This is a genomic window from Cochleicola gelatinilyticus, from assembly GCF_001637325.1.
GTDB classification, from domain to species: Bacteria; Bacteroidota; Bacteroidia; order Flavobacteriales; family Flavobacteriaceae; genus Cochleicola; species Cochleicola gelatinilyticus.
Window position 1 is genome coordinate 163,849 of record NZ_LRXL01000052.1, and the last position, 15,572, is coordinate 179,420.

Below are 15,572 nucleotides of genomic sequence, written 5' to 3' on the forward strand. Positions count from 1 at the left end.
AAAATGCTAGTACAATCACCGGACGAAAATATAGCTTGGTTGGCACCTTATGCTTACACTATTGTAATTATAGGCTTTGCTTTCGTTTTTTTTAGAGTGTTTGAAAGTTTGTATGCTGAAAATTACAACCGTCCGCTGTTCCGACATTATCTTGTTCATAAAAAATTAAATAAGGAACAGGTAGAAATTCTGAAGAATAACTTTTCTTTCTACGGGATGCTTTCAAAAAAATACCAGCGCCAATTTCAGCATCGGGTAGCTTCATTTTTAAATCGAAAAAAATTTGTTGGTAGAGAAGGAGTGGAGACTTCAGAAGAAATGAAAGTTCTTATCGCTGCCGCAGGTTGTATGCTTAGCTTCGGTAGACAAAATTACGAGTACTCACTAATTGAAACTATTCTAATATATCCTGACAAATTTTATAGTGCAGCAAACGATTCGTATCACAAAGGCGAGTTCAATCCCAAAGAAAAGTCATTAGTGCTTTCTTGGAAACACTTCGAAGATGGGTATAAAATTTCAAACGATAATTATAATTTAGGTATTCATGAATTTATGCACGCCATGCAATTAGAAGCGCGGCAAAGTGGAGATCCCGACTCGGCGCGTTTTATAAAACAATTTCACAACATTCTAAAACAATTAACCGATCAAGATGTAAAAGATAAGTTGGATGAAACGCGATATTTTAGAGCGTATGCATTTACCAATCAGTATGAATTTATGGCAGTTCTCGCAGAATATTTTATTGAGTCACCTCAAGATTTTAAAACACATTTTCCGAAATTATACACACACACCCAAGATTTGCTAAATTTCCGTTTTGCGGGGTATTAATTTTCTTTTTTGGCAATGTCTGAAGCAATAATATCTGCGTGTATTGTTGAATTTTCGATAAACCATTTATGGGTTTCCATTCCTCCGCAAATTACACCAGCAAGATAGATTCCTTTTACATTCGATTCCATGGTTTTTGGATTGTACTTCGGAATTTTTTTTCCGTCATTAGAAAGCTCGATTCCAATAGACTCTAAAAACGAGAAATTAGGTTGATATCCTGTAAGAGCAATCACGAAATCATTTTTAATACTGAAAGATTTTTCTGAAGAAGTAAGTGTAATTTCGTTTTCCGTAATTTCTGAAACTGTTGTGTTAAAATACGCCTTAATACTCCCTTCTTCAATCCGATTTTCGATATCGGGTTTTACCCAGTATTTTACACGATCCCCAATAGAATCACCCCGAACAATCATAGTAACATCACCTCCTTTTCTCCAGATTTCTAGAGCCGCATCTACAGCCGAATTACTAGCGCCAATTACAGCGACCTTCTGAAGAATATATGGGTGTGCTTCTTTATAGTAGTGAGTTACTTTTGGTAACGATTCTCCAGGAACGTTAAGTTGCTTCGGAAGATCATAAAAGCCTGTACTAACAACGATATTTTTGGCGGAATATGTATGTAAAGTACCGGCGCTATTTTGGGTCTTTGTAGTTGCAAAAAAATGAGCTTCTTTTTTTTCTAAAGAGATTACTTTTTCATAAAGTCTTATGGTAAGTTCGTTGTTAGTGGCAACTCTTCGGTAATACTCTAATGCCTCGTCACGATCTGGCTTAGGTTGGTTGCTAATAAAAGGAATATGGTCTATTTCGAGCTTTTCCGAAGTAGAGAAAAACCGCATGTTTAATGGATAATTATAAAGTGAATTGGTAAGTGCACCTTTTTCAATTACCACATACGTTAGCCTCTTTTTTTTGCAAGCTAAAGCACAGGCTATGCCTATAGGTCCTGCGCCAATAATAAGCACATCTTTTTGAATATTCATAGTCGTAAAGATACGAAAACGAGAAGGGAATTTAAGAACGGATATGCATCCGTTTAAACAGCTATTTAAGAGACGATCTCTTTTAAATTTTGTATTGTCTCTACTGGATCTTTAGCGCCAAAAACATAACTTCCTGCAACTAAAACATCGGCACCAGCTTCTTTGAGATCTTTAGCATTTTTATTAGTAACTCCGCCATCAATTTCAATTTTTGTAGTAGCTCCTTTAGAATCGATAAGTGCTTTTAGTTGCCGTACTTTATGGTACGTATTCTCTATAAAACTTTGTCCACCAAACCCAGGGTTCACACTCATTAAACATACGAGATCTATGTCTTGTATTGTATCTTCAAGTAACGAAATATTAGTGTGCGGATTTAAAGCAACACCAGCTTGCATTCCTTCTGCTTTAATGGCCTGTAAGGTACGGTGTAAATGAGTGCATGCCTCATAATGTACGGTAAGAATGTTGGCTCCTAGACCAGCAAATGTTTTAATATACCTGTCGGGATCAACAATCATAAGATGTACATCGACCGTTTTAGTTGCATGTTTAGAAATAGCTTTCAAGACAGGCATTCCAAAGGAAATATTCGGCACAAAAACACCGTCCATGATATCAATGTGAAACCAATCAGCCTCACTGTTATTAACCATTTCGATATCGCGTTGTAAATTTGCAAAATCGGCTGCAAGAATAGAAGGGGCAATAAGAGTGCTCATAGTTTACATTAAAAATGGTTTAAGTAATCCCAAAATAATTTCAGAGTCTGGAAGCGAGTTTTTAGAAGCTTCTAAATAACGTTCAACATTGTTAAGGTCCTCTGAATTCTGTACGATACTAAAACCTGATTTATATTCTGCAAAAGTACGTTTTTCGATCTTTTTATCTAGTATAATAAATATACTATTATGACGATCGTCTATTTTAATTTTTGTGTATAACGTTTTTAAAGCTTCTTTGTCTCCTTCAAGGATCTGAAAAAAATTCCCCGATTCGTACAACAATATCCCTGTAATATCTAGTTGGGTATTGTTGTGAACTGTTGTTGTAAATAACTGTTCTAATGCTTTTTTTTCAAGAGGTATAGTGGAATTACTAAAGTAGCATATAGTATAAGACATGCGTGCTTTTTAAGATTAATGAGTAAAGATACGGTATCCTTTTAATTGAAGATAAAAAAAATCTCCGGTAATCAGCCGGAGATTCATTCATCAATCAAAAAACGAACAGTTTTAATATTTACAAAAGTAAATATCTCATACTGTAAGTTGCCTTACAAGGGAAGGTTCACTACCCTAAATATGTTTTTAAGATTTTGCTTCGTGAAGTATGCTTTAATCTACGAATTGCTTTTTCTTTAATTTGTCTTACACGCTCGCGCGTAAGATCAAAAGTTTCACCAATTTCTTCGAGTGTCATGGGGTGTTGATCTGCAAGACCAAAGTACAATCTAATTACATCTGCTTCTCTAGGCGTCAAGGTTTCTAAAGCTCGTTCGATTTCGGTTCGTAAAGATTCGTGCAACAGTGCACGGTCGGGGTTTGGTGACTCACCACTGCGTAGCACATCGTACAAATTAGAATCTTCCCCTTCAATAAGTGGCGCATCCATCGATACGTGACGTCCCGAATTTTTCATCGACTCTTTCACATCGTTGATCGTCATATCTAACTCTTTTGCAATTTCTTCTGCAGAAGGAGGACGCTCATGTGATTGTTCTAAAAATGCGAACGTTTTATTTATTTTATTAATACTACCAATTTTGTTAAGAGGTAAACGAACAATACGCGATTGCTCTGCCAGTGCCTGAAGAATCGACTGCCGGATCCACCAAACTGCATACGAAATGAACTTAAATCCTCTAGTCTCGTCAAAACGTTGTGCCGCTTTAATAAGACCTAGGTTTCCTTCGTTAATAAGGTCGGGTAGGGTGAGTCCTTGGTTTTGATACTGTTTTGCTACAGATACTACAAATCGTAGATTCGCTTTGGTTAGTTTCTCTAAAGCCAGATGATCACCTGCCTTAATTTTTTGTGCCAGTTCAACTTCTTCGTCGGCAGTAATAAGGTCTACTTTACCAATTTCTTGAAGGTATTTGTCTAAAGATGCGGTTTCCCTATTGGTAACCTGTTTTGTAATTTTAAGTTGTCTCATGTAAGTACATTGGGATTATTACGTTGCAACTTGGGGGCTGCATCTATTTATACGTAGAAACAACAAAAAAGGTTACATAAAATTTATTTTTTTTTTTAGGGCAATTTTTGGATAGCGAAAAGCAACCCAAAACCACGCTATGCATTACAAGTTTTTGCTCGGTAGCGACCGCTAGCAAAAAGCTTTCCATTACTATCGTTATCGCATTAGAAAAAGCTAACTATCGTATAATTAATGTATTTTCTAATATAAATACTTTATAAAGAAATATAAAATAGATTCTTTACCCTTGTTTCAATTCAATTAGAAGGATATTAACCTCTAGTAGTGTTTTATGATAAAGGTTGCTAAAAGCTGTCATGTGTTTTTTTCCATCTTCAAGCCCATCAGATTTAATAAGCTGGCTTTCGATTTGTTGAAGATAATAACCTTGAAGCGTCATTCCTAAATTCATAAAACTAGACTTCATTTTATGAGCTAAACTACTTGCTCTAGCATAAAATTCACGTTCGATGCAGGCACGTAAGCTTTTATAATCCTCAGGGGTTTCTTTAATAAATATCTCCAATAATGAGATGATAAATTCATCATCATTATCGAAAGTTTCACGTAACTTATTTACATTTACATGACTAGAATGCGTCACTTCCGACGTGCTATTAGTGTCGTTTTTTAATTCTGTCGACGGATTTAATTCATTGTCTGAAACCAACCAATACAATACTTCTTTTACAGCATCTTCATTAAGAGGTTTGGTAAGATAAAAATCGATACCCGCCTTAATGGCATTTTTTCTAGACTCAGGAAAAACATCGGCAGAACAGGCTACAATGGGCACTTTTTTAAATGAATTTTTATTCGACTTTCTAATAATCTTGATCGCTTCAAGACCGTCCATAATGGGCATGTGCATGTCCATTAAAATAAGGTCATATTTGTCTTTTGATGTTTCAAAAATCTCAATAGCTTCTTTTCCATTTTCAGCAATATCCACTTCTACTTTTAAGCTGCCAAGAAGTTGCTTTATATAGAATTGATTCATCTTATTGTCTTCAGCAACTAAAACTTGAAGTCCTGCGAGTTTTTCATCGCGGCACTCTATCGTAAGTTCAGTTTGTACTAAGGAAGTAAGTTTACTAATTTTAAAAGGAAGGGTAAATTGAAATTCAGACCCTACACCCACCTCGCTATCAGCTATTAATGTACCATGTTGCAATTCGATTAATTCTTTGGTAATTGCGAGTCCTAATCCGGTTCCTGTAATTTTAGCACTTTCGGGACTGTCTACTTGATAAAAGCTTTCAAAAATGTTTTGAAGTTTATCTTTTGGAATTCCAATTCCGGTATCTTTTACTTTAAATTGTACTGCAACTTCTCCACTTTTTTCTGAATGTTCTTTATGAACCAAAATAGAAATTTTACCATTTTGCGTAAATTTAATAGCATTTCCGATTAAATTATTTAAAATCTGATTAAGCCGGTATTGATCGCCAATAATAATGTTTGGGATGTCCTTATCTATTGTCGCTTCCAGCTCAACGCCTTTTTCTCTTGCTTTAATTTCAAAGCCGTTTGCCAGGCTATTTACAACTTTTCCAAGATTAAAATCGATTGCTTGAATGGTAAGTTTTCCAGCTTCAATTTTACTGAAATCTAAAATATCATTGACAATTGAAAGTAAGTTTTTTGCAGAAAAATCTATTCCTTCAACATTTTTTTGAAGCATTTCGGGATCCGAAATATCTTTCTTTGAAATTATTTCCGAAAGACCTAAAATGACATTTAACGGAGTGCGTATTTCATGGCTCATATTAGAGAGAAATGTAGACTTAGCATTCGCCATTCTCTCGGCATTTTTCTTCGCATCCTGAATGGATTGAAGGGTCTCTTTCTTACCTGTAATATCTTTAAATACTAATGTAAACGTATCATCCCCTTCTGTGTAATTATTTGTAATACTAATTTCATACTCTTGAGTATTGCCGTTAGCTGTAGTGATTTCGCTTTCAAAACGTGTGCCTACAACATGTTTTTTTATTAAGGGGTCTCTGATAGCTAAATCGTTCTGTAGTGCTTGAGAGAGCTCTTGTGGCACTAAAGAATGTATGGTTTTTTCTGCAAGCACTTTCTTTGTTAACCCAAAAACTAAAACTGCATTTGAGTTGCTAGCAATTATATCTCCATTTCGATTGCATATAATAATACCATCTAACATATTTTCTAAAACATCGCTCATTAAAGTGTTGCTGTTAGAAACGTTAGATAATGCTTTTGGTGTTATTGCGGTGATATCTTTCTTTGGTGATGCAATAGGTGGAGATGAAAGCTTATTATTTATAGATTTTTGAGGAGTAAATTCCTTTAATATTTGTACAGTTTTTAGTTCGCTATAGGCTTCGTAAAATATTTTAAAAGTACTTGTGTAGACAGTTTGAGTGAATTCTTCTCCACTTACATCTGTATATTGTGCATACATGGACTCAAAAAACTCCCGTATTTTTCTCTTTCTATTAATCCTTTCGATCATAGAGAGATTTTCTGAAACTTTATTTTTTAAAAATCCTATTCTTCGCGGTGGTGCTGGAATTTTTCTTTCTTTAGCTTCTTCAGTAAGCCTTTGCTCGAAATAAGTTATAAAGTTTAAAGCAATAGCAAGTTCTTGCTGTGGCTCAGCCAGTATCAAAGCAGCGAATATAGTATTACTTGTAAGTTCGGTAAATTTACTTTTTACTTCGTTTCTAAGTTTTTCAGGTGTATTAATATATTTAGAATCGTGGCGTAGAAGGTAGGTTTCAAGTTTAAGATACCATTGCACTAACAGAAGATCTGCTTTGAATGAATTCTCTGGAAAATTCAGCCTAGATATTTCATCGATAAGGTCTTTCAGTTTTTGAGATGAAGTTCCTTTTTCAATTAAAAAATTTAGTATCTGATGTCGCTGATCCTTTAAGGTTTTCTTTTCTAGAACCGGTGCTTCGGCTTTCGAAAAAAAACGATTCATAAGTGTGTTCATAGAATAAGGGGCTATCTAATTTTGAAAGAAATTTCTTTCAAGAAACGAATTTACATTTTTTTTTGATTATTCCTAACGTTCTAGAGGCCTGCGATTAAATACGTTGCAAAAATACGTGTAAACACTTAGTATAAAAAAAGCCCTCTTATAAAGAAGGCTTTTTCACATTAGTTATTAAGAGAATTAATCTCTTTTTTTGTCACGACTATCACGTCCACGGTTATCGCGTCCTCTATCGTTTCTATCATTTCTATCGGTTCTTGGAGGTCTCTCTTTGAATCCTTCAGGTTTTGGTAGTAAAGCTTTTCTAGATACTTTGTCTTTTCTAGTACGCTTATCTAATCCGAAATATTTTACATCGAATACGTCACCCATGTTTACCACATCGCTAACATTTTCGGTACGTTCCCATGCCAATTCAGACACATGTAATAATACTTCATTACCAGGAGCATCCATATATTCAACAACAGCACCAAAATCTAGCATTTTGATTACTTTCACTTCGTATACGCTTCCAACTTCTGGTTTAAAAGTAATAGAGTCGATCTTCGCTAATACCGTATCGATTCCTTCTTGACCTGTTCCTAAGATTTCAACAATACCTTCTTCAGTTACAGGATCTTCGTTAATAACAATTGTACATCCTGTTTCTTTTTGAAGCTCTTGAATTACTTTACCTCCTGGTCCTATTAATGCACCAATATATTCATTAGCAATTCTAGTAGTAACCATTTTAGGCGCGTAAGACTTAACGTCTTCTCTAGGAGCGGCAATAGTTTCTGTTAATTTGTCAAGAATATGTAAACGACCGTCCCTTGCTTGTTTTAAGGCATTTACAAGAATTTCGTAGCTTAATCCTTTTACTTTAATATCCATTTGGCAGGCAGTGATTCCGTCTGCTGTACCTGTTACTTTAAAGTCCATATCTCCCAAGTGATCTTCATCACCTAAAATGTCGGACAATACTGCGTACTTTCCAGATTCACCGTCGGAAATTAATCCCATTGCAATTCCAGAAACTGGTTTGGTCATTTGTACTCCTGCATCCATCATTGCCATAGTTCCGGCACACACAGTTGCCATAGATGAAGAACCATTAGATTCAAGTACTTCACTCACTACACGAACGGTGTATGGACAATCTGCTGGTACCATACCTTTAAGTGCGCGTTGCGCTAAATTACCATGCCCAACCTCACGACGTGACGTTCCACGAATAGGTCTAGCTTCACCCGTACAAAAAGGAGGGAAGTTGTAGTGAAGATAGAAAGTTTCTTCACCTTCGTACGAAGGCATGTCAATTTTATTTGCTTCTCTTGAAGTTCCTAAAGTTACTGTAGCCAGTGCTTGAGTTTCTCCACGTGTAAAGATAGCAGAACCATGAACGGAAGGAAGGTAATCTGTTTCGCACCAAATTGGGCGAATATCGACTGTTTTACGACCATCTAGACGCAAACCTTCATTTAGGGTTAAATTTCTAATGGCTGCTTTTTCAGCTTTGCGGTAGTATTTAGAAACTAGATCTCCAAAATCTTCTAGTTCTTCTTCAGAAAAAGTAGCTTTAATATCTTCTTTAATTTGACTGAAAGCAGCACTACGTTCATGCTTTGCAGATCCTGCTTGAGCAATGGCGTATACTTTATCGTATGCCATATCGTGCACTTTCTTAGCTAACTCTTCATCTTCTCTTTCAGCTGGATATTCACGTACTTCTTTTTTTCCGAAGGCTTCGGCTAAACGAATTTGAGCTGCGCATTGTACTTTAATAGCCTCGTGTGCAAATTTAATGGCTTCTGTCATTTCTTCTTCAGAAATCTCGTCCATTTCACCTTCCACCATCATAACAGAATCAGCGGAAGCACCAATCATCATATCGATGTCACTTTCTTCTAATTGTGCTCTTGTAGGATTTATAATAAATTCACCATTTACGCGTCCTACTCGTGCTTCAGAAATAGCGCATTCAAAAGGAAAGTCGGAAAGTTGAATTGCTGCAGAAGCGGCAAGTCCTGCCATTGCATCTGGCATTACATCATCATCGTGAGACATTAATTGAATCATCACTTGTGTTTCAGCGTGATAATCTTTAGGGAACAATGGACGTAACACACGGTCTACTAAACGCATGGTTAATACTTCACCGTCACTTGGCCGTGCTTCTCTTTTAAAGAAACCACCTGGGTAGCGTCCTGATGCGGCAAACTTTTCGCGGTAATCTACCGTTAAGGGTAAGAAATCTAAGTCTTTTTGTTCGTAATTTGAAACTACGGTACAAAGCAACATGCATTTTCCAGATTGAACAACAACAGACCCATGGGCTTGTTTAGCTAATTTTCCAGTTTCGATAGAAATCTCTCTACCGTCACCTAGGTCTATGACCTCTTTAAATACTTTAGGTATCATAAAAATTTGTTTTTTTCCCATGAATTAGGGAATCTCCTCTCTTTGTTAGTAACAGCGAGGAGATGTTAATAAATTGGTCAACAATCGATGTTCGATTGCAGTGTTGTTGTGTTGTTGTGGTTGACCAATGAAAAACCTAAGGGTAGCTTTTCTGTTTGTAAATTTTCCAGTTTCCTAGAAATGATGCCGAAATAAATTCGGAAAAACACCAAGGTATCAATAAATAATAAATGGGCTCATTAAGAGCCCATTTATTATTCTAATTACTTACGTAAATTTAATTCTTTAACGATGGCACGGTAGCGTAAGATATCTTTTTTCATTAGATAATCTAAAAGAGAACGACGCTTTCCTACTAGCTTTACCAAAGAGCGCTCTGTATTGTAGTCTTTGTGATTTGCTTTAAGGTGTTTTGTAAGGTGTTCAATTCTGTACGTGAACAATGCAATTTGTCCTTCTGCAGAACCCGTGTCTGTCTTAGACTTTCCGTGTTTTGCGAAGATCTTTTCTTTTTCTTCTGGTGCTAAATACATTCCAATATTATTTAAATGATTTTTATGTATTGACTACCACTTTGGTAATCAAGCGGCAAAAGTAGTGAAATTTATTGGATTTTGGTGTTTTCTGTGTTTTTTTCTTAAGATCCCGTACTACTTTATTTACGACATTTTCCATGCACTTTAAGTACATGTATTTAGTGAAAATATATATAAGACAGGGAGTCTTTTGTTTCTTGTGGTAATTCTAAATATTTTAATCGTTCAACGTCCAATGCAATTCCGTCGAAATACAATTGATCGTCGGTTGCGAACAATTCGTATGATATTTTTTTTGAAGAAAGGTAAACCAACTTCCCATTTTCGGAATCAACACCTTCCATTAGGGCTCCCTGAAAATAGAGTTTATCTTCGTTTTGCATAAAATCGTTGGACTTTCCGAAGAAAGAAACATTCGTATTAGGGACATAATAAAATTGAGCCGGTTTAGGTGTATTCTCATAGATATACACTTTATTCCGGTCTTTAAAATAATTGCCGTTTTGATTTATAGCTTCGAACGACGCAGTATCGATGACTTGCTTTAAAGGTAACTTTTTGTTGGTTTCCATTTCAAAAACATCCGACAGGAAAATAGAATCTTTGATGTTCTTTGTTTTAGAAGGATGCAGCGAGGGTTTGTTTTTAACTTTCAGATAGATGTTAGAAGCACTGTCCCGATATAAATGTGAGCTAATTTGTGTATAGGTCTGTTCGTCCGCTTCAGCCAGTGAAATATCTTTGTCGACTTCCTTGCATGCAAACAGCGCTACGAAGCAAAAAAATAAAACTAAATTTTTCATAGTTGCGTTATCATCGTTTTTCAAAGAAAAGAGCACAATTTTATCATTGATATTCTACGTCATTTAATCTTAGGATAATTTCAGATATTTCTTTAAGGTCAGCTTTTTCAATGTCCACTTTTAATTGAATAAATTTAGGACTCATTTTCAAAAAGCTAACAAGCATACAACCATTACTTTCCCTTTTAAAATTTTTAAAGTCAGCTTTAATGCTACTTTTATAATTTAATTTTACTTTTTTATTGAGTGAAATATCAATCATTTCGATATCATCAATAATTTGGTTTACTTGTACGGTGATCATTAATGTGTCTATTGTATTTTCTTTAACCGAAATAATTTTGGTATTTATATTTTGATTTTTAAAAGCTGCATAATCTAAATATGTTCTATCAATGTCCAAGAGTTTTGCGGTGTTATTATATAAATAAGAATCTGAAATCATAATTTTTCCATCAGAGAAATCCTCATTGCTTGCAAACGTTTGAAGTTCTAGTATGTTGATGCTGTCTAAAAATGGTTGGGCAAAAACCAATTCGGTCAAAAGTATATTGTCTTTTTTATTGAAGTGAAATAGGTTGTCTTCCGGATTAATTGTGAACCTGTGAATTGTATCACCCAAAAACCCTGTTATAACACTCACGTTTTTAATTTCATCTTGACTTTGGATGCTCCCAGAACGTTCGTCCAATTGAGTTATAAGTTCTAAGTTCTGAATTTTACAATTTTCATTGTAATACACAGATGTAAGTATAGAGGTATTTTTGAAGACAGTATCTAACACAATTCGGTTTTCTTTATCACAGGCAGAGATAGTAGGCTTAACATCTCGTTTCGACAAAAATTTGTTGTTCTTTTCTTTGCAACTACAAAGAATAACTGTCAGGATAAAAAATATAAGGATTGGTTTTTTCATTCTTTAAGTTTTTGCGGACTTAAAAGACTAATTATGTCAACTTCTTTTTTTAATAAGACCGGAGTTTAATGCTATTTTCATCGTCACTATCTTTACTTCCCTGTTTCACGGTAAACGGTAGTTTGATTTTCTTACAAACTTTATATTGAATTTAAGATTTTCTTTTGTAAGAGCATACCAAGATTAATCTTTTTTCCGCAAGTCTCTGTACTCACAAGGATCTGCTCTATGGCAAACGATCACATCGCTATCAATTTTAGAATACAAAAGTTCTAAGAGTTCATTTTTAAGTTCGATATGGTTCCAATTGGCTGGTATATCGATAAAGTTGACTTCCATTTCGTTTTTCATGGTGAAGATTAGGATTCTATCTTCTAAACTCCCTTTGGTGTATTTATTTTGTGATTTTTCTAATTGAGGTTTTATAGATGCCTTTTTTGTTATGAGTCCTATATTGTGTAGATAAAAAACACATTCATTTTTATATTCGTAACTAATAGTTTTTAAGGAAAATGAATCTTGTTCAATCTCCATCATATGTCCAATAAAATATGTGTTATTATTTGTCAACCAATCAGAATGCTTACCGTCTGTTTTTTCAATATTCATTAAAGAGCTCAGTAAGTTTTTTAAATTTTTAGAATCATTTAGTTTCTGAGTTGTATTATTGACTTTTATAGAATCTGTACTTTTATTTAATGTACTTTCAATTCTAGTTTCTTCAAAATCCTTCTTAACCTCTTTGCAACTTAAAATAGATAAGTTGAGAATGATCAATATAACGCAAGAATTTAATAGCTTCATTTCTTTTTATTTCTCAGTTGGTATAAGCTTAAATACATTGGGAAATTCTCTCTCCATTCTCGAATATATAATAAAAATCGATTTTCTATTCCTTCTTGACTTTCTGACATGAATCCTTCCCGTTGATCCACAAATTCAAATTCAAAGGAGTCTCCGGTATTTTCAACCACTATTGTGAATGAGTGATAGTCATCATTATACCCTCCAATAAATACATAATATCCGTCGCTCGGGCATGCTTCTTTCATAAATTCCACGGGGCTTTCTTTAAAATCGCTCAGTGCTATGTCTGTATTTCCGGGTTTACCATTTGTGATCACTTCATGGCCGTTTATGTCCACTACAGTAAATGTTTTGGTGGTCTCAGCATAAGCAGCTGCTTGTAGATTTTGGCGTACGCCTTGCGTAGTCGATTCTCCTACACTTTCGTAATCTTTGGGTGTTTCTCTATAATCTGTTTAATTTCGAATTTTTGAGTCTTTGGACTTGGATGTAGATTACGGCCTAAAATCTTTAATTGAACAGGCCTTAGTTGAGTCGCAGCTCACCACAACAAAATCAATTTTATTATAAACATTTTTTATTAATTCGTTATACTTTTTAGAATACCCGCTAGTCAGAGGAATGTCAATAAAATTAGCCTCTTTTTCGTTTTTCATAGCAAAAATTAATACACGTAATTGAGTATATCCCTCTGTGTGTTTACCTTGGATATTTTCTAAAAATGGTTTAATTGAAATTGAATCGTTTGAGTGTTTGAGGGTATGCAAATAAAAAACATAATCGTTTTTATAGGTATAACTGGTACTAGAAATTGATATTTGGTTATCTTCTATTTTTAAAAGTTTATCAATAAATCCAATTTTATTTGTCATCCAGTCAGAATACCTATTACCAGTATGATGTGCTTCTCCTAAAAGACTTAAGGTTTTCTTTAAATCAAATGTGCTTATAGAAATTTCAACTTTTTCTAACGGTATTTGTTCCTCAGCTTCAAGTGTATCATTAACCTCTTCGTGTTTAAGATTTTTTGAGTTATCATTAATTCTATTTTTACAACTGAATGAGATCGATAGAAATAAAAATAGATAATATATTTTTTTCATATCATTTCATTTTATTTCTTAACTGATATAATTCTAGTCCCATTGGAAAATTACTTCTATATCGACGAATATCACTTAGTAATTTTAGATTTTCAAGACTATTTTCGTCCATGTCTACTACCGCAACCAATTGATCAACAAATTGAAAATTAAATGTTTCATCTTTCTTATTTACAATTATAGTAAACGAATGGTAGTCATCATTATAAGCACCAATAAAAATATAATAACCATTGTCGGGACATTTACTCTTCATATATTCAATTGGACTTTCTTTAAATTTTTTTAGTTGTTTATCTGTATTCCCTGGCTTTCCATTTGTGCCTATAACTTCATTATCGTTAATATCTATTACTGTGAAAATTTTAGAAGGCTCGGCGTAGGTTTGAGCAATTAATGCGCTTCTTACACCATCTGTTGTAGCTTCGCCTGCATTTTCAAAATCCATTGGTGTTAGTCTTACTGCTTCATGATCTTGATCTTTACCTAAATCAGGTGGGTTTTCAAGTAATTTATAAACAATGTGTTTATGTGTGTCAGTACAATGATGGTATCTATTTGCGTCTCCACTTCCCATTAACTTAGAATTATTTAAGACAGCATACCTTTTAATCTTTTCAATCTGTGTCTCACTAAATTCCCATTCGTTTAGGGTCGAAACCTTAAAACACCCACAAAACAAGTTCTCATAACTGCCTTTGCTAAAAGTTTCTTCGTTATCGTTTGCCAGAAACCTAAGGTAAAATGCTGTGGATTCATTTGCGCTTATGTTTATTTCCACATCTATCTCTGAACCGAGGGTCGTGAAGATCTTGTGGGAATGACTATCGTTGAATTCTTCTTCCGATTTATCTTTTATTTTTGCGGTTACACCTTTTACCTCCACAAACGTATCCATTTCTTTGGATAGTTCTACTTCTATATAACCATCTTCATCAGTAAGCCAATCAGCACTAGATCCACCTTTTTTTACCGAAAAAGGAATTACAGGTCGTTCGAGTTCTGTTTTTAAGGAGGTTATGGTAACACTTCGTTGGTCATCATCGGTTTGTATCAAAAGATCAACACGTACCGCTTGGTCGTTCTCATCCTTTACCAGTGGCAGCTCGTGTTCTTCAATATTATTGCCGGTCGGGTTGCGAAGTTCTACAAAAGGGATAAATTCGAACCATTCCACTCCATTACCAGAGTAAGAATTTGCTGCGTCGTCAGTTTGGGTTATCGATATGGTAGCCATTATTGAGAGTTCTTTTTAATGGTTGTAAGTTCAATTTTCATAACATCTGCTGTTATCGAATGGGCTTGCATGATATTATTAGCAAGTGGTTGCCCTTGGTATTCAAATACGGTGGGATGATCGCTTAGATCAATATCAACAGATTTTCCGGCCATATTCTCGGTTTTCAAAACAAGATACACCTTTTGATCTTTTTTTACACCACTTACCTTCTCCCCATCCTCATTCTCAAAATAAGACTCCAAAATTAGAGGTTCCTCTTCCACAATCTCCGTAGGAGCAGCCTGCTCTACAAAAGGATTATTGGGATTCCAGTATTCCTCAAAAACAACACCGCGCACTTTTATAATGCCCCAACCGATGGTGATATTCATATATAATGGCTCATCTCCGCTAGCGCTAAAATTTTCTTCAAGGCCTAAAAAATGGGCATTGGCAAATTCAATTTTAAATAAGGTGCTGAATCCGTCTCGTTTGTAAAAAATTATTTCTCCTTGGCATTGCACTGTGGGAGAGAACATATTTTCATAAAATAAACTGTCGTTGCCTGTAGATTCGATGGTAAATTCTAAGGGACCTCCAATAGGTTTGCTGGTAGGTTTTCCATTAAGATCGGAAAAACGATGGTATAGCAAGTGCGCGTCTAAGATATTTCGCTCTTGATCTTCAATAAATAGTTTTGCTTTAAAACTCATAGGGATATAAAGTAAGTTTAATTCGAGCAACAGGTATTATCAACCAACACACGTAGCTTAGATTAATAAATCA

Annotated in this window: 15 protein-coding genes; 1 reads left to right on the top strand and 14 read right to left on the bottom strand. The window is 34.7% G+C overall.

The genetic code is table 11. The features are described from left to right. Nucleotides 1-3: 3 nt before the first annotated feature. The gene (locus ULVI_RS13645) at nt 4-837 is read left to right on the top strand and encodes a zinc-dependent peptidase (protein WP_068593353.1); all 834 of its coding nucleotides are present in this window, start codon (nt 4-6) and stop codon (nt 835-837) included. On the opposite strand, the gene ULVI_RS13650 is transcribed toward ULVI_RS13645, so the two are convergent. From ULVI_RS13650 to tssD, 14 genes are all read right to left on the bottom strand, one after another. Next, nucleotides 834-1,826, bottom strand: coding sequence for a YpdA family putative bacillithiol disulfide reductase (locus ULVI_RS13650; protein WP_068593354.1), 993 nt, complete (start codon nt 1,824-1,826; stop codon nt 834-836). The two genes, ULVI_RS13645 and ULVI_RS13650, sit on opposite strands and share 4 nt — an antisense overlap. A 65-nt stretch (nt 1,827-1,891) precedes the next feature. Next, on the bottom strand, nt 1,892-2,548 hold the full coding sequence (gene rpe, locus ULVI_RS13655) for a ribulose-phosphate 3-epimerase (RefSeq protein ID WP_068593355.1): 657 nt from the start codon (nt 2,546-2,548) through the stop codon (nt 1,892-1,894). A 3-nt stretch (nt 2,549-2,551) separates the two neighbouring features. Further along, nucleotides 2,552-2,950, bottom strand: a complete 399-nt coding sequence (locus ULVI_RS13660) for a BLUF domain-containing protein (protein WP_068593356.1) — start codon at nt 2,948-2,950, stop codon at nt 2,552-2,554. Nucleotides 2,951-3,119: 169 nt separating this feature from the next. Continuing rightward, the gene (locus tag ULVI_RS13665; RefSeq protein WP_068593357.1) at nt 3,120-3,983 is read right to left on the bottom strand and encodes a sigma-70 family RNA polymerase sigma factor; all 864 of its coding nucleotides are present in this window, start codon (nt 3,981-3,983) and stop codon (nt 3,120-3,122) included. Nucleotides 3,984-4,266: 283 nt separating this feature from the next. Beyond that, nucleotides 4,267-6,996 carry an ATP-binding protein gene (locus ULVI_RS13670; RefSeq protein WP_068593358.1) on the bottom strand — a complete coding sequence of 910 codons (2,730 nt, stop codon included), beginning with the start codon at nt 6,994-6,996 and terminating at the stop codon, nt 4,267-4,269. Nucleotides 6,997-7,179: 183 nt separating this feature from the next. Further along, the gene (locus tag ULVI_RS13675; protein WP_068593486.1) at nt 7,180-9,402 is read right to left on the bottom strand and encodes a polyribonucleotide nucleotidyltransferase; all 2,223 of its coding nucleotides are present in this window, start codon (nt 9,400-9,402) and stop codon (nt 7,180-7,182) included. A 263-nt stretch (nt 9,403-9,665) separates the two neighbouring features. After that, the gene (gene rpsO, locus ULVI_RS13680) at nt 9,666-9,935 is read right to left on the bottom strand and encodes a 30S ribosomal protein S15 (protein ID WP_068593359.1); all 270 of its coding nucleotides are present in this window, start codon (nt 9,933-9,935) and stop codon (nt 9,666-9,668) included. Between the two features lie 161 nt (nt 9,936-10,096). Beyond that, the gene (locus ULVI_RS13685) at nt 10,097-10,741 is read right to left on the bottom strand and encodes a DKNYY domain-containing protein (protein WP_068593360.1); all 645 of its coding nucleotides are present in this window, start codon (nt 10,739-10,741) and stop codon (nt 10,097-10,099) included. A gap of 43 nt (nt 10,742-10,784) precedes the next feature. Further along, nucleotides 10,785-11,657, bottom strand: a complete 873-nt coding sequence (locus tag ULVI_RS13690; RefSeq protein WP_068593361.1) for a hypothetical protein — start codon at nt 11,655-11,657, stop codon at nt 10,785-10,787. A 183-nt stretch (nt 11,658-11,840) separates the two neighbouring features. Beyond that, complete coding sequence (locus tag ULVI_RS13695; RefSeq protein WP_068593362.1) at nt 11,841-12,461, bottom strand: hypothetical protein; 621 nt, start codon at nt 12,459-12,461, stop codon at nt 11,841-11,843. Continuing rightward, nucleotides 12,458-12,802 carry a hypothetical protein gene (locus ULVI_RS13700; protein ID WP_068593363.1) on the bottom strand — a complete coding sequence of 115 codons (345 nt, stop codon included), beginning with the start codon at nt 12,800-12,802 and terminating at the stop codon, nt 12,458-12,460. The genes ULVI_RS13695 and ULVI_RS13700 overlap by 4 nt, the downstream gene beginning before the upstream one ends. A gap of 156 nt (nt 12,803-12,958) precedes the next feature. After that, complete coding sequence (locus ULVI_RS13705; protein ID WP_068593364.1) at nt 12,959-13,567, bottom strand: hypothetical protein; 609 nt, start codon at nt 13,565-13,567, stop codon at nt 12,959-12,961. A gap of 1 nt (nt 13,568) precedes the next feature. Continuing rightward, nucleotides 13,569-14,804: a hypothetical protein gene (locus ULVI_RS13710; protein ID WP_068593365.1), complete on the bottom strand. Its 1,236-nt coding sequence runs from the start codon at nt 14,802-14,804 to the stop codon at nt 13,569-13,571. Further along, nucleotides 14,804-15,499 carry a type VI secretion system tube protein TssD gene (gene tssD / locus ULVI_RS13715; RefSeq protein ID WP_068593366.1) on the bottom strand — a complete coding sequence of 232 codons (696 nt, stop codon included), beginning with the start codon at nt 15,497-15,499 and terminating at the stop codon, nt 14,804-14,806. Before tssD ends, ULVI_RS13710 begins: the two co-directional genes overlap by 1 nt. Between the last annotated feature and the right edge of the window lie 73 nt (nt 15,500-15,572).